The sequence below is a fragment of the Rhizobium sp. ARZ01 genome, assembly GCF_014851675.1.
Lineage (GTDB): Bacteria > Pseudomonadota > Alphaproteobacteria > Rhizobiales > Rhizobiaceae > Mycoplana.
The window spans coordinates 521551-537161 of sequence record NZ_JACVAE010000003.1; the positions used below are offsets into that span (position 1 = coordinate 521551).

At 62.6% G+C, this 15611-nt stretch carries 8 protein-coding genes and 1 pseudogene; 4 read left to right on the forward strand and 5 right to left on the reverse strand.

The genetic code is table 11. The features are described from left to right. Positions 1 to 85: 85 nt before the first annotated feature. The 5 genes and pseudogenes from IB238_RS19770 to IB238_RS19790 form a co-directional block, all read right to left on the reverse strand. Positions 86 to 488: pseudogene (locus IB238_RS19770) on the reverse strand (methyl-accepting chemotaxis protein); the annotation flags it as partial. A gap of 528 nt (positions 489 to 1016) precedes the next feature. Next, positions 1017 to 1493: a chemotaxis protein CheW gene (locus IB238_RS19775; protein ID WP_192250961.1), complete on the reverse strand. Its 477-nt coding sequence runs from the start codon at positions 1491 to 1493 to the stop codon at positions 1017 to 1019. A 190-nt stretch (positions 1494 to 1683) separates the two neighbouring features. Further along, positions 1684 to 7431 carry a translocation/assembly module TamB domain-containing protein gene (locus tag IB238_RS19780; protein ID WP_192250964.1) on the reverse strand — a complete coding sequence of 1916 codons (5748 nt, stop codon included), beginning with the start codon at positions 7429 to 7431 and terminating at the stop codon, positions 1684 to 1686. 54 nt (positions 7432 to 7485) lie between these two features. Further along, entirely contained in the window at positions 7486 to 9408 is a 1923-nt protein-coding gene (locus tag IB238_RS19785) for an autotransporter assembly complex family protein (RefSeq protein WP_192250967.1), read from the reverse strand. A 280-nt stretch (positions 9409 to 9688) separates the two neighbouring features. Further along, positions 9689 to 9940, reverse strand: coding sequence for a glycine zipper domain-containing protein (locus tag IB238_RS19790; protein ID WP_192250970.1), 252 nt, complete (start codon positions 9938 to 9940; stop codon positions 9689 to 9691). 429 nt (positions 9941 to 10369) lie between these two features. On the opposite strand from IB238_RS19790, the gene IB238_RS19795 reads away from it, so the two are divergent. From IB238_RS19795 to hemA, 4 genes are all read left to right on the forward strand, one after another. After that, the gene (locus IB238_RS19795) at positions 10370 to 10858 is read left to right on the forward strand and encodes a (2Fe-2S)-binding protein (RefSeq protein WP_192250973.1); all 489 of its coding nucleotides are present in this window, start codon (positions 10370 to 10372) and stop codon (positions 10856 to 10858) included. A 128-nt stretch (positions 10859 to 10986) separates the two neighbouring features. Beyond that, positions 10987 to 13338 (forward strand): xanthine dehydrogenase family protein molybdopterin-binding subunit, encoded by a 2352-nt coding sequence (locus IB238_RS19800; RefSeq protein ID WP_192250976.1) that lies wholly within the window; start codon positions 10987 to 10989, stop codon positions 13336 to 13338. A 14-nt stretch (positions 13339 to 13352) separates the two neighbouring features. Continuing rightward, complete coding sequence (locus tag IB238_RS19805; RefSeq protein WP_192250979.1) at positions 13353 to 14147, forward strand: xanthine dehydrogenase family protein subunit M; 795 nt, start codon at positions 13353 to 13355, stop codon at positions 14145 to 14147. A 238-nt stretch (positions 14148 to 14385) separates the two neighbouring features. Continuing rightward, complete coding sequence (gene hemA, locus IB238_RS19810) at positions 14386 to 15600, forward strand: 5-aminolevulinate synthase (protein WP_192250982.1); 1215 nt, start codon at positions 14386 to 14388, stop codon at positions 15598 to 15600. Positions 15601 to 15611: the final 11 nt, after the last annotated feature.

Sequence of the window (15611 nt, forward strand, 5' to 3'; positions counted from 1 at the left end):
AAGTCGATTGGAAATCCGTTGAAACCAGCAGGTGTGAGCGGCCGCCCAAAGGCGGCCGCTGCAATTCTAATCTCTCATTCGAGTGTCAGAACTCTTCCCAGTTAGTCACGGCAGCCGCGGCACCGCCGCGCACCGTCCTTCGGACAGCATGGAGCTGCGTTGTGGTATGCTGCGGCGTCTTCTCCGATCGGTCGAGGCGGAACTGCCGCAGCAGAATGTGCAGCGCTTCCGCTTCGCGGGCCATCGAATGGCTTGCGGCGGTGCTTTCCTCGACCATCGCGGCATTCTGCTGCGTCGCCATGGTCCATGGAGTTGACCGACTGGTTGATCTCGCAAAGTCCGGTCGACTGTTCGCGGGCCGCCTCGACGATCGTGGTGACGTTTACGTGGACATCCTGAACCTGGACCAGGATCTCACTCCAGTGCCTTGCCGGTCTGGCCGACGAGCGCGACACCGTCTTAACGTGCTGGTTGGAGGCACTGATCATCAGGAGGTTGCCGGTCAGATCGAACTGGATGACCGCTTGTGATTTCGAGATGGCATCGAGAATTTGACTTGAATCTGTAAATTTGCCGAATGAAAGCATCATGTCCCTCATGTTCGCGCGAGGCGCCCTTAGGACATCGCATATGCTCTCCGCCGTCTGCCGGGGGACATATGCGATGTTATCGGCGCAGTGATTGTTGTTGGCCCGGGGCGTGCCGTCCCGCGCGTTTCACTGGATGCGATGAGAACTCGGGGACTGCGCCGTCATGTCGGGTGGCTGTGCATAGCCTGCAGGTCACAAATGCGACGATGTGATTAAGAAGTGGTGAATATGAGCTTCCCCTAAATTAGGTGTTTACCTCGTTCTGAAAAGTAACTGTTAATCGCGCCAAACGCGATCAATGTACATCGAGCAATTCCTGGCTGTATTTCGTCCTTCTGTGTGGCGCAGCGGCGGCAAACCAAAAAAGCCGCCCGATCGCGAGATCTGGCGGCTTCGGAATGTTGCGAAACTGTCTACAGGAAAGAGTCAGGCCGCCATGTCCTCGACGTCGCGCTCCTTGAACATGCGCGCCAGGTTGAGGAAGCAGATCATGCCGTTTTCGTGGGCGATGATACCCTCGGCGTAAACCTTGTCGAAGGACGTCGTGACTTCCGGCACCGGCTGAATCTGGTCGGCGCGAATGGTGAGAATATCCGACACGCGGTCGACGACGAGGCCGACGACCATGTTGTGTACCTCGGCAACGACGATGGCGCTGCGCTCGTTGGCTTCCGTGCTCTTCATGCCCAGCTTGTGGGCGAGGTCGATGATCGGGATCACCGTTCCGCGCAGGTTCATGACGCCAATGACGTCCGGGGGGGAATGCGGGATCGGCGTCGACGGTGCCCAGCCGCGGATTTCGCGGATCGTCGTCGTCTTTACGCAAAATTCCTGATCATGGAGCCGGAAAGCAATGATCTCGAGGGTTTCGCCGGCAAAACCGGCCGTCTTGAAGGTCGTCATCTGGGGTTATGCCTCATCTGTCACTTGCAGTCTGACTGCTTGCGACGAGGATAACCGGGCCGAGGTTAAGGATTGTTCAACCGGGAAGTACGCCGACCCGCAAGCTGCGGGCCGGCGTCACGACGTCCGGGACTCGGCGGGGTCCGGCCGAAGCCACCACCGGCGAGCGATTCCCGCAGGTGGCACGACCTCAATATTCTTTTTCATAGAAGATACCGGCCGCGCCGGCGCCGTTGCTGCCGGCTTCGCCGCGCAGCTTCACACCCCTGCCGACATCGAGATTGATCGCTGCTTTGCCGCCGCCCGTCTCCGGGTCCTGCTTCAGCTCGAGATAGGTCCGCTCGTTCAGGTACTTGCCGGCCGAAACCTGTGCACGTCCCTGGGAGTCGGTCGTGATATCGAGGTCGTCGATGCCGAGCTTGCTTCGCAGGCCGCTGAGCAGGGAGCCCCCGCTTCCGCCGCCTGCGAGGTCTGCGACGGCAGCAGCGAGCTGGGCGATCTGGAAGGCGGAGAGGTTGTTCATGGACCTGCCAAAGATCAGCCGTGCCAAAATCTCGTCCTGCGGAAGGGCAGGGGACGAAGTGAAGGACACCGAGGGATTGTTGGCCGGTCCGGCAATGGTGATGTTGATCGTCGTCGCGTTGGCGCTGGAGGTCGCGACGAAATTAATTGTCGGGACAAGCCCACCGGTGAAGCCGATATGCCCGCTGGTGAAATCGAGCCGCTTGGCGAGGATTTCCAGCCGCCCACGCCGAAGGTCGAAGCCGCCGGAGACCGCAGGGCTCGACGACGTGCCGCGCAGCGTCAGGCTGCCGCCGAGTTCGGCGTCGATGCCGCGGCCGCGCACGAAGATCCGGCTAGGAGCATCGATCCGCAGGTCTAGGCCGATGCCTCGGGTTTCGCCGCTTCCACCGCCCTCGTCACCACGAAGTGCTGCCGCCATGGCTTTCACATCAGCCGGTGCATTCCGATGCTTGATGTCGATTTCCGAAAGTGAGGCTGGCAGCCTTTGCGGGATGGTGATGTTGGCTTTCCGGATCTCGATCCGGCCGCCGAGGACCGGCCCCGCCAGCAACGGCCCCCTGATTGTCAGATCGCCGGTCAGGTTGGCTGTCAGCAGCCTGCCGTCGACATAGGTAACATCGTTCAGCTTGATCGACAGATCAGCCGGGAAGTTGGATCCGGGAAGGATGCCGACCGAACCGCTCGCGCTGATCTGGCCGCCGGTCGCGATCCGGCCGGTCAATTGCTGGATGACTGCCTGCCTGCCGTCCAACACCACGCGGCCCGTCAGGTTCTCGATGGAGAGATTGCGTCGCACATCCACCAGCTGGCTGCCGGAGGTCGTAATCGTGCCCGTGATGGAAGGGGTTTTCGCCGGCCCCCTGACGGCGAGCTCGACCGCGGCGTTGCCGGTGAGCAGGAAGCCCTGCTGACCGAGCGGTCCTTGCAGGAGGGCGAAGGGCAACGTGCCTGAGAAAGTCAGGTCGAGTGTCATGTTGCCGGCGACACCGGCGGTACCACCGCCGCGGAACGCGAGACCGTTCGGCCCGGAAAGGTTTGTTTGTACTTGGACCGTATTATCGGCGAACTGACCATTTGCGCCGATTGTAAGCGGACTGACGCCGGCAGAGCGGGTCTGGGCTGTCGCCGCATTGTTCCATGTCAGGGCGTAATTCACCTGCGGTGCCGCAGCTGTGCCCTTGGCGTTCACGGTGCCGCCGATCGTGCCTTCCGCCCCGAGCCCGGCCGAGAAAGTGTTGGCCAAGCTGGCCGGCACGGCATTGACCCTGATGGCGAGGCCAAGGTTTTCGCCAGCGGTGCCGCTGACGGCGATGCTGCCGCTGCCGGTGCGGATCGTGAAGTCGTTTATGGAGACCGCACCGCCCCGGACGTTCAGGACCGCCCGCCGGTCGAGCCGGATGGCAATGCCTCTCGGGGTGGCCTGGAAGGCATCGAGCCCGATCGTCATGCCAGCCTGTTGCTGCGCGACGGAGCCCTTGACCGTGAGCGGCGCACCATCATAGCGCGCGCCGAGATCGAACAGCGTCTTTGGGCCTTGCTGGGTGAAGCTCAGAGCGAGCGCGTCCACCCGGTTGGTGCCGGACGTGAAGGCGTCTGCCCGCACAATGCCGGAAATCGCCAGTGAGCGAAGGTCTGCGGTCTTCAGGTCAATCTGCGGCTGGACGATGCGGAGCTGGTCACGTGTAATACCGGAACCGGAGGCCTGGATCGACACGGCCGTCTTTCCGTCCGCAGTGTTGATGGAAGCCGAACCGGCCAGATCACCTTCGGCCTGCTGACCTGCCATCGCCGCAAGCAGACCGATATCGGGAAGATCGAATTTCACCGTGCCATCCGGCAGGAAATTCGCATCGAGCTTCAGCGCGCCGGAAAGCACGTTCTCGCCGATCTGCGCATCGATCGACGGAATGGAGATAGTGCCGTTCTCCGAAACGACGCTGGACTTGACGTTGATCGGCTGTCCGCCGATTGCGCCCGTTGCGGTCAGGTTGCCAGCGGGGGCTGTCCGGTCGGCAGTGCCATTGAGCGTTAGGACAAGATCGCTCAGCGTCCGGCCGGCAAGCTCGGCGCCGCTCGAGTCCAGCCGAGCCTTGACGCCGAGGGCTGCGAGCGGCCCTGTGGCTGTGGCCTCGAACGTCGCCCGGCCCTTGGCGTCGGCAAGCAGCTTACCGAGATCAGGCAGCGTGCCGGAAACGCTGACGTCGAGATTCTCTCCGGCAAGCTTTGCCGTACCCTTGGCGGCAATGGTGCCGGAGGCCAAGTTGAAGGCTTGGAGGTTGATGACACCATCTGACCCGCGGACGACATCTGCCGTCACTTGCAAGGGCGTGTCGAAACGGCTGGAGAGCGCTGGAGGCAGCGCCGTCGCCGCCACGCTTGCATCCACTTTTGCGGCCGCCGACGCATCCTCAGGCACGAAATGGCCATCGGCCTTGACGTTCAGGCCCGCACCGTGGATGGCAGCATCGCTGAAATCGATGCGTTGGGGGGTAATGGAAAGAGAGGCCGTTGCGTTTAGCGGCACCTGCAGCAGCCGGTTCGCGTCGGCGTTCAACAGATCGATCACGCCCGCCTGGATGCCGACTTTGAGATTGCCGCGCCGGCCGATCAGGTCGAAGACATCACTTGTCGCGACGATGTCGATGCCGGACACCGTTCCTTGCGGCACCTGCGCCGATGCGACGGTTGCTGCGAGCGAGATCGCCGCTGCTTTCAACTCGCCGGAAAGCGTCAACTGCGCCGCTTCGATGCGGGCGACCGCTTCACCACCCTTGGTGGGAAAACGATATTCGGCAGGGCCGTCGATACCGCTGAGGTTTACGGCAAGGCTGCTCTTGCCGGCCGGATTGGCCGAACCGGAAATGGCGATGACGCCGTCGCCGGCATTGATGGCCAGATTATCGAAGGTGATGTTGCCGTCGAGAATGGAGATCGAGGCAGCTTCCTTCAGCGACAACGGCAAACCTGCGATGGCGGCATCCAGCGTCCTCAGTGCAATGACGGTCGCCGTATCGTGCCGGGCGACATCGCCTTCGATCGCCAGCGGCGCATTCTCGTAGCGCCCGGAGATGTTGAAGCCGGTGATGCTTCCCGAATGCGTGAAGGCGATGACTGGTGCCTCCAGATCGTTCTCACCGACGCGGGCGAGATCGGCGCTAAACGTGCCGGAAACGGCCCCAGCTTTGAGGTCTTCGATGGTTGCGTCCAGAGCCGGCTTGAATATCGTTGCGGTGTCGCGACGAATCTCCGTTCCTGTCGCCGCGATGACCAGCGAGCCCTTACCGTCCGTGTTGGTGAAGGCAAGCGTTCCGGCAAAATCGCCGGTGGCACTCTGGCCCGCGAGTGTTGCGATGGTGGCAAGCTCGGGGAAATCGAAGCGGATCGTGCCGTCAGGCATAAAACCTTCGCCGAGCGTCAGCGCGCCGTTCAGCTTGTTGTTGCCCACAACCGCCTCAAGCGTCGGAACCGAAATTTGGCCGGCGTCGGAAACAACGCTGGATCGCACGTCGATCGCCTGGCCGTTCATGGAGGCGGTCAAGGTGAAGTCGCCGGCGGGCGCCGTCGCGGATGCCTTGCCGTTGAGATCGATCGCAATGTCGTCCAGTGTACGGCCCGCAAGCCCAAGCTGGTTCGATGTAATCTTCGCCTGCACGTTCGGCCCATCCGTCGGGCCGCTCGCCGTTGCATCGAAGGCGATCTCGCCGCTGCCGCCTTCAATGAAGGCTCCGGCATCGATCAGTCGCCCGACGAGCTTCGCCTGCAGGCTGCCGTCGGCAAGGCTCGCTTCGCCGGTCGCTTCCGCCACGCTCGACTTGATCTGAAGGTTCGACAGCGACATCGCGCCGCCGGCTCCGATCGTTGCCTCACCTTCGAGCGCGATGGTTCCCTGCACGCGGGAAGCCATTGCTTCGGGCAGAACGTCCGGCAGCGCGAACAATTTGAAGCTCGCCGTTCCCATTGATGGTTCCAGCAGGTAGCTGCCGCTGATCTGGCCGCCGATGCTGCTGCTTTCGATGGTGACGGGATCAAACTTCAGTTGCTCCGGTGAGAAGGCAAGGGCGGCGTTGACCTTCAATGGCGTGCCGACGAGCCGTTCGAGATTGGGATCCGACATGGCCGAGCGTTCGGCGATCAGCGACAGGCTCGCATGGCCGGTCTTCGTCGAGACATTTGTGTCCGCGCTGCTGGCTGTCAGCAGGATGCTCTCCAGCCGTCCTTGCGGCGCGGTCGCGCTGGCAAGGTTGACGTTGAGGTTGACGGCGGTCGCTTCGGCGGGGCCCGAGGCTACCAGCTGTAGACCGTAGAGATTGGCCGCGAATTCGCCGTTTGCGAGCGGCCAGCGGATCGGGATCGGCGTCGAACCGTCCGCCCCTGTTAGCCGAATATTGAGGTTGTTTTCACCTGTCGTCTGCAGCGTGCCGGCTGCGTTCAGCGACAGCGCGCCCGTCGTCACGAGGCCGCGTTCGATCCGCAGAAGATTGCTGCCGTTTGTAGCGGCCGCCACGTCGATCGCTGTCGTACCGGCGAAGAGCGGCCGCAGGTGAGGGGGCAGCAATGCCTCGAAGGTGCCGCCGCCTTTGAGGGCGACGGTGTGAAGGTTGTTGGTGGACTGGTCATGGCGCGCGTCGAGCGCGAGAACCTCGCTTCCGTCGAGCGCCGCTGTTAGCCGCCCGGCCCATGCTGAAAGCGGTCCATCGCCGGTCAGGCGCACCGCTACCGCGGGCTCGCCTGGTATGAGCAGCGCGCGGGCCAGCATACCGCCCGGCGGCTCGGTGATATCAGCCTTCAGCTGGAGTTTGTCCTCGCCGGGATTGAAGATCAGATCCGTCAGTACGGAGATGCCAGGCTGGTCCTTGGCCGCAAGCGCAAGGTTCAGCGCAATGCTCTGGCGGTCGAAGCCACCGCTGCCGGAGAGGCGCAGGTGTTGCTCTTGGCCGGCAACTCCTTCGGCCAGGGTGATGCTCGGAATGTCAACGCTGTCAACCTGGATCGTAACTGGCAAAGAGAATGGCTTGCTGTCGGAAGTGGTCTTGGTATCGCCACCTGGAACCGGTCGGCGTGAAACGACGAGCTCGCCGGCGGAGACGCGCTGGGCGTTGAACTGGAGGAACAGCAGGTCAAGAGGCGACCAGTCGACGGCAAGGTCGCGGATCTCCGCATAGGCGCCTTCCCGATCACTCAGGGTAATGGTCTCGGCGCGAAGGCTGCCGGTCAACAGTCCAGACGGCTTGGTAATCGCAATCCGGGTGTCGGAACTGGCCGTTGCATCCTCGATGAAGGAGGCGGCAAGGCGCGCGCCTGGATCGGTGAAGCCGATAAAGCCGACCACGCCGAGGATGGCGATCACGAGAAGGGCGGCAACGTAGCCGAGGTAGCGAAGCGCCTGCTGCAGGATTTTGAAGAACCGGCTCATGATTCAAGTCCTAGCGCATATCCCGGAATATCGGAATCCCCGGGGCGACGATTGTCAGAAGGCCTGCCCGATGCCCGCATAGATTCCGTAGGAATCGCCGTCGTCGTATGGGTTCAGGGGCACGGCGACATCGACGCGGATCGGACCGAATGGCGTAGCGTAGCGCAGACCGATGCCGGCACCGGCGCGGATGTCGCTGAAATCGGGGATCTCGTCGCGCGAGACCGTGCCAGCATCGATGAACGGAACAATACCGATCTTCTCGGTGATGTTGACGCGCACCTCCGCCGAGGCGAGGACATAGGATCGGCCGCCGAGCGGCTCATTATCGCTGTTGCGCGGCGAAATATCCTGGAAGCCGTAGCCGCGGACGGTGCCGCCACCGCCGAGATAGAAGCGGCGGGGAGCGGGAATGTCGGGCAGTGTCGGCGCGCCGACGATCGTGCCCGCGCCGAGGCGGCCCGCCAGTACTATGCGTTCCTCGGCGCCGAGCGCCTGGTAGACCGATCCGGAGGTTTCGAAGCTCGAGAAGAACGTGCTGTGATCGAACTCGTAGGTCGGCTTGGCGTTGATCATCGCCCGGTAGCCGGTCGTCGGGTTGAGCTTGTTGTCGCGCGTGTCGCGCACATATTCGATCGGAACGGCGGCCGTCAGGTAGGTATTGTCGCCGAACGGGTCGTTCACGTCCATCCACGCGCCTTCGACGCCGAAGGACAGCGTGTCGAGGTCGGTGAGCTCGAAGGTCGCGCCGGCTGCGAGCGTGAAGCTGGTCGCATAGTATGCGTCCGTGTCGGCGATCGCGGCCTTCAGGCTGGCGGTGAAGGTTGATGCCGGGCCGAAGGCGCCGGGCTTGGCAAACAGGAAACCGGCCGAATAGCCGATGTCGTCGAAGCCGCTGCCTTGCCCGAATCCGTTGACAGCCCCCTCGATCCGAAGCGACTCGGCCCGGCCGAACAGGTTGCGGTGGCCCCAATAACCCTGGACCCCGAAACCGTCGATCGTCGAGAACTGTGCCCCGGCGCCGAAATAGCGCTGCTTACCTTCCGACACTTCGATCGTCATCGGCAAAGTGCCGTCGGGCGAAACTTGCTCCGCCTCATGGATGGTGACGCTGGAGAAAACGCCGAGCTGGCGCAATCGGTCTGCCGCCTTGGTCAAGCGTTCCGGCGAGTAGGGCTGTCCGGCGTTGATCATGGAATAGTATTTGACGAAACCGGGGTCGACGTCTTTTGCGCCGGTCACTGTCACGTCGCCGACATTTGCGACCGGGCCGCCTTCGGCGCTGATCACGACGTCGACGGTGTTTGTCTTGTGATCGGCGATCGCCTTGCGGTCGGTGAGCCTGGCCAGCGGCCGGCCCTCGGCCTTCAGGTCGGCGACCACCCGTTCGCCCGCCTTGATGATGACGGTCGAATCGGCCCGCGCGCCGCGAATGAGGCCGTAGTCTGCGGCGGAGCGGCTTGCGGCATCGCCGGAAAGCGTGATCGAATCGAAGGTGAAGGCCGGGCCGGGGTGCACCGTCACCGCGACAGGCACGTTGCCGGAAGGAAAATCGGGAAGAGGGGGCAGCGAGTCGAGCGGCGTTCCGTTGATGCGGATATCCACCACCCCGCCGTAGCGGGCCTTTTCGTACAGCGCTGCTAGGATCCTGTCGCGATCGTCGCGCGCCTTGATGACGAGGCCGAGGTCACCGGAGACCGGTTGTCCGTCGTCCTGCTTCAGCAGGGAGCTCGCCTCGATGGCGTTCTTCAGTTCGTCGTCGTCGGTTCCTGCGTTGAAACTTAGCGTGTAGTTGACCGGATCGATGACCTCCGTTTTTTCCTCGTCGCTTTCGAAGAAGCGCATGCCGAAGATCTTGAAGGCAAAGGCGGGCGTGGCGGCGGCAGGCAGAATCGCGAGCACGCAGGCGGCTGCAAGGATGGTCCCCGCCCGCAGATACGCACTACTCAATCTACGCCGGTCGATACGTTCCCGCATCCGCTGTTATTGCCTTTCCCGTTCCGACGATGGACCGGTTGATGTCCGGTCTCTCCTCAGATTGTGCGGCACTCGCAGTCCGAACAACGGTCTGGCAGGCCACGCAGGCTCGATTTGAGCCTAGCCCGTTAGCATTTCCCTAAGATTAACGGCGGTTCTACCCGGATGGGAAGAAAAATTGACGCGCGGCGCGGTTTTCTGTTGCGACAGTTGCATGGATGCAAAAGACCCCGGGCGATGCCGGGGTCTCGTGAAGCTTGCAGCTGTGTTCCGTTTTGGATCAGCAATCGTCGATGTAGCGACGACCGTAGCGATCGCGGTAGTAGCACTGGCCGGGCTGGTCGGCGACGTGGCCGATCACTGCGCCGCTGACGCCGCCGATGGCGGCACCCACGGCTGCACCGCGAACGTCACCGGTGATCGCGCCACCGATGATCGCGCCGGTGGCAGCGCCGATACCGGCCCCCTTCTCCGTTTTCGTGCAGCTTGCGGCGGCCAGGCCGATCAGCACGAGCGCTATGGCTTTCTTCATGCAAAATCTCTCCAAGGTTGAACCGGCGTAAAAAGGCGCCAGCTTCTAAAGTGTCCCCAAACCAGCTTTCGCCGATTCGTATCTTTGGCAATGTCACAAACGCGAACAATACGGCCGAAAAAGGGGAAGTCTATGGGCTTAAAGTATTTTTTTGGATCCTGAATAAAGGCAAGGCGCACGCCGTTTCTATTGGTTCCTTCCGAAAAAAAATCGACTTGCCGGCAAAGAGCGGTTGATCACAGATTGAAAAGGACGAATGATGCGGTGGCTGCAGGGCCGGACGGCGAGGGACGTCGCGGACCTTCGGAGGACTGGGAGGGGCCTTCGGCTGCAGCAAGGAATTTGCAGGTGTTTCGGTCTTTCGAAGTCGCCGCTTAAGCCGCTTTCGGATCCGGAATGCCTCGCGAGTGAACCACGAGGGAGGAACGAATGACGAAAGTTACGATGACGGTCAACGGCCGGCAGGTCAGCGGTGACGTGGAGGACCGCACGCTGCTGGTCCACTTCATCCGCGACAAGCTGGGCCTGACCGGAACGCATGTCGGCTGCGATACATCCCAATGCGGCGCCTGCGTCGTGCACATGGACGGTAAGTCGATCAAGAGCTGTTCCACCTTGGCGGTCCAGGCCGCCGGCTCCTCCATCACCACGATCGAAGGTCTCGCCCAAGGCGGTGAACTGCATCCGGTGCAGGCGGCCTTCAAGGCAAATCATGGCCTGCAATGCGGCTTCTGCACGCCCGGCATGGTGATGACTGCCGTCGACATGATCAACCGCTACGGCGGCAAGCTCGACGAGAAGACGGTGCGTGAGAACCTGGAAGGCAACATCTGTCGTTGCACGGGTTACCACAATATCGTCAAGGCCATCCTCGCCGCTGCCGAAGAGATGAGCGCCGGTCGCCAGGCGGCCGAATAGGTGGATAGAGAATAGCCAATAGCCGGAAGGGCAAGTCCGATGGTGTTGGCGGCCGCAAAAGGACTCTCTATTCGCTGAATCCTAGGCTGCTTCCTGTCGGCTCGACGTATCTCGGGAGGAGATGACTGATGGGTGTGGATGGTATCGGCGCGCGGGTGGCGCGCAAGGAAGACAAGCGGTTCCTGACGGGCAAGGGGCGCTACACGGACGACATGGTCGTTCCGGGCATGAAGCATGCCGTGTTCGTGCGTTCGCCGCACGCGCATGCGAAGATCAAGAGCATCGACACGTCGGCCGCGGAAAACATGCCGGGCGTGATCGGCATCCTCAACGGCCAGCAGATGCTCGCTGACGGGATCGGCAACCTGATCTGCGGCTGGATGATCCATTCCAAGGACGGCAGCCCGATGAAGATGGGCGCATGGCGTCCGCTCGCGCATGAGACGGTGCGTTATGTCGGTGACGCTGTCGCCGTTGTCGTCGCCGACAGCGTCGGTGAGGCGCGGGACGCCGCCGAACAGGTCGTCGTCGAGTATGAAGAACTGCCTGCGGTGACCGATGCGGTGACGGCGCTCAAGAGCGGCCAGCCGCAGCTTCATCCGGAAGCGGGCGGGAACCTCATCTACGACTGGGCGATCGGCACCAGCGAGGCGGACACCGATGCGGCGATCGCCGCCGCGGCCCATGTCACCGAGATGAAGATCGTCAACAATCGCCTGGCACCGAACCCGATGGAGCCGCGCGCGGCACTCGGCGTCTACGACAGCGCGGAGGACCACTACACCTGCTACACCACCAGCCAGAACCCACATGTGGCGCGGCTGGTGATGAGCGCGTTCTACAACGTCGCACCGGAAAACAAGCTGCGGGTTATTGCGCCTGACGTCGGTGGCGGCTTCGGTTCGAAGATCTTCATCTATCCGGAGGAGATCGTCTGCCTGTGGGCCTCCAAGCGCACCGGTGTTCCGGTCAAGTGGAACTCGGATCGCACCGAGGCCTTCCTGACGGACGCAAACGGTCGTGACCACGTCTCGACCGTGAAAATGGCGTTCGACAAGGACAACCGGATCACGGCGCTGAAAGTCGACACGATCGCCAATTTCGGCGCCTACATGTCGCTCTTCTCCTCGGCGGTGCCGACGTATCTCTATGCGACGCTGCTGTCCGGCCAGTATGACATTCCGGCAATTCACGCCAATGTCCGGGCGGTCTACACCAACACTTCGCCTGTCGATGCCTATCGTGGGGCAGGGCGGCCGGAGGCGACCTATCTGCTTGAGCGGACGATGGAGACGGCGGCGCGCGAACTCGGAGTCTCGCCGGCGGAACTGCGGCGGACGAACTTCATCCGTTCCTTCCCCCACCAGACCCCGGTTATCATGAACTATGACGCGGGCGACTACGAAGCCTCGCTCGAAGCGGCGATGAAGCAGGCCGACTGGGCGGGCTTTGCCGACCGCAAGGCGGAAGCTGAAAAGCGCGGCAAGAAGCGCGGCATCGGCATGAGCTGCTACATCGAGGCCTGCGGCATCGCTCCGTCCGCCGCGGTCGGTTCGCTTGGCGCCGGCGTGGGCTTATGGGAATCGGCGGAAGTGCGGGTGAACGCCGTCGGCACGATTGAGGTGCTCACCGGCTCGCACAGCCACGGCCAGGGCCATGAGACCACCTTCGCCCAGCTCGTCTCCGACCGCTTCGGCGTGCCGATCGACAATGTCTCGATCGTCCACGGCGACACCGACAAGGTACAGATGGGCATGGGCACCTACGGCTCGCGCTCCGGCGCCGTCGGCATGTCGGCGATCGTCAAGGCGCTCGACAAGGTCGAAGCCAAGGCCAAGAAGATCGCCGCCCACCTGATGGAGGCTGACGAGAGCGATATCGTCATCGAGAACGGCGAGCTGAAGGTGGCGGGTACGGACAAGTCGGTGCCGTGGTTCCAGATGGCGCTTTCCGCCTATACCGCGCACAACTTGCCCGCCGGCATGGAGCCGGGGCTGAAGGAAGGCGCATTCTACGACCCGTCGAATTTCACCTTCCCGGCCGGCTGCTACATCTGCGAGGTTGAGGTCGATCCGGACACCGGCAAGACCGAGATCATCCGGTTCGTCGCCGCCGACGACTTTGGCAACATCATCAACCCGATGATCGTCGAGGGCCAGGTCCACGGCGGGATCGCGCAAGGGATCGGTCAGGCACTGCTCGAAGGCGTCCACTACGACCCACAGACCGGTCAGCTGCTGACGGCGAGCTACATGGATTACGCCATGCCGCGCGCCGACGATCTGCCGTCCTTCCAGGTCTCGCACCAGAACACCCCTTGCCCGAACAATCCGCTCGGCATCAAGGGCTGTGGCGAGGCCGGCGCGATCGGCTCGCCGCCGGCGCTGATGAACGCGATCACCGACGCGATCGGCAACAATGAACTCACCATGCCCGCCACGCCCCAGAAGGTCTGGGCGGCGGCCCATGCGGCCCATTGAGGGAGTGACCAGATATGTATGCAACAAACTATCATCGTGCTTCCTCGGTCGCAGACGCCGTCCGCCTGAAGGGCGCTGCGGACGACGGCAAGTATGTCTCCGGCGGCATGACGCTGATTCCGACCATGAAGCAGCGTCTGGCGGCGCCGTCGGACCTGATCGACCTTAGGCATGTCGCCGAAATGAAGGGCATCACGGTCTCCGGCGACACCGTGAGGATCGGGGCCGGCACGACCCATGCCGAGGTCGCCTCATCTGCCGATCTCAAGGCTACCTGCCCGGCGCTCGCTCATCTTGCTTCCCTGATCGGGGATCCGCACGTGCGTCACATGGGTACGATCGGCGGTTCGATCGCCAACAATGACCCGGCCGCGGATTACCCGTCTGCCATGCTGGCGCTGGGGGCGACGATCGAAACCGACAAGCGCAAGATCGCAGCTGACGACTTTTTCACCGGCTTGTTCGAGACCGCATTGGAAGAGAGCGAGATCGTCGTCGCCGTCAGCTTCAAGAAGCCGGAGAAGGCCGCATATTGCAAATTTCCGAACCCGGCTTCGCGCTATGCGATGGCCGGCGTTTTTGTGGCGAAGGGGACCGGCGGAGTTCGCGTCGGGGTGACTGGTGCGGGCTCCAACGGGGTGTTTCGCCACGCGGCAATGGAGAAGGCCCTGTCTGCCAACTTCGCGCCGGCCGCGCTTGCCAACATTGCGACGGACCCCTCCGACTTGCTCTCGGATATTCACGGCAGCGCCGATTACCGGGCCAACCTCGTGAATGTGATGGCAAAGCGTGCCGTTGCCGCGGCCTGATCATTGCTAGACTTTGAAACTGAGAAGGGCGGCGCGAGCCGCCCTTCTGCGTTCATGCTTGACATGCATCAAGTTGCGATGGTTTTTGAGCAGGTAGCTTGGAATGGTTCAAAGGTCGGTGCGGATATGCCGCAGCGCCTTTTCGTTGCGGGTGGCCCTCCTGAGGTGTAGGTCGAGGGGGCGAAGCGGGCGGCAGTTTGCGCCCGAAATGTGCCGGGATACCGGTCTGGAGACAGTGATGGACTTTGAGGCTTTCTTCAAAAATGAACTGGACGGGCTGCATCAGGAAGGCCGCTATCGCGTCTTCGCTGATCTGGAGCGCCACAAGGGTGGATTCCCGAAGGCGACCCGCCATACCGATTCCGGCGTGCAGGAAGTCACGGTCTGGTGCTCCAACGACTATCTCGGCATGGGGCAGCATCAAAAGGTCACCGAGGCGATGAAGCTCGCCATCGACCAGTGTGGCGCCGGTGCTGGCGGCACCCGCAACATCTCCGGCACCAACCACTATCACGTTCTTCTGGAGCGCGAACTTGCCGATCTGCACGGCAAGGAGGCGGCGCTGCTTTTCACGTCCGGGTACGTCTCGAACTGGGCCGCACTGGGCACGCTCTGTTCGAAGATTCCCGGCATCATCATGTTCTCCGACGCCGGCAACCACGCCTCCATGATCGAGGGCATCCGCCATTCAAAATGCGAGCGGGTCATCTGGAAGCACAACGACCTTAGGGATCTCGAGGCGAAGCTTGCTGCGGCCGACCCGAAGGCTCCGAAGATCATCGCCTTCGAATCTGTCTACTCGATGGATGGCGACATCGCTCCGATCAAGGAGATCTGCGACCTCGCCGACAAATACGGCGCAATGACCTATCTTGACGAGGTCCATGCCGTCGGCATGTACGGCCCGCGCGGCGGCGGCGTTGCCGAGCGCGAGGGGTTGATGCATCGTCTGACGGTGATCGAAGCCACGCTCGGAAAGGCGTTCGGCGTCATGGGCGGCTACATTGCAGCTTCCGCTGCCCTTTGCGATTTCATCCGCTCGTTTGCCTCCGGCTTCATCTTCACGACCGCGCTGCCGCCGACGCTTGCCGCCGGCGCGCTCGCCTCGATTCGCCATCTAAAGGAGAGCCAGCAGGAGCGCTTTGCCCATCAGGAGCGGGTGCGCCGGTTGCGCTCGCTGCTGGACAAGAACGGCATCCCGCACATGCCGAACCCCAGCCACATCGTTCCGGTGATGGTTGGCGACGCGGCCAAGTGCAAGTGGATCTCCGACCTGTTGCTCGACAACTACGGCATCTACGTTCAGCCGATCAACTATCCGACCGTGCCGAAGAAGACCGAGCGCCTGCGCATCACGCCGACGCCGCTGCATTCGGATGCGGACATCGACCATCTGGTGGGCGCGTTGCATGCGCTCTGGTCGCGCTGCGCGCTGGCGCGCGCCGTCGCCTGACAAAAATACTC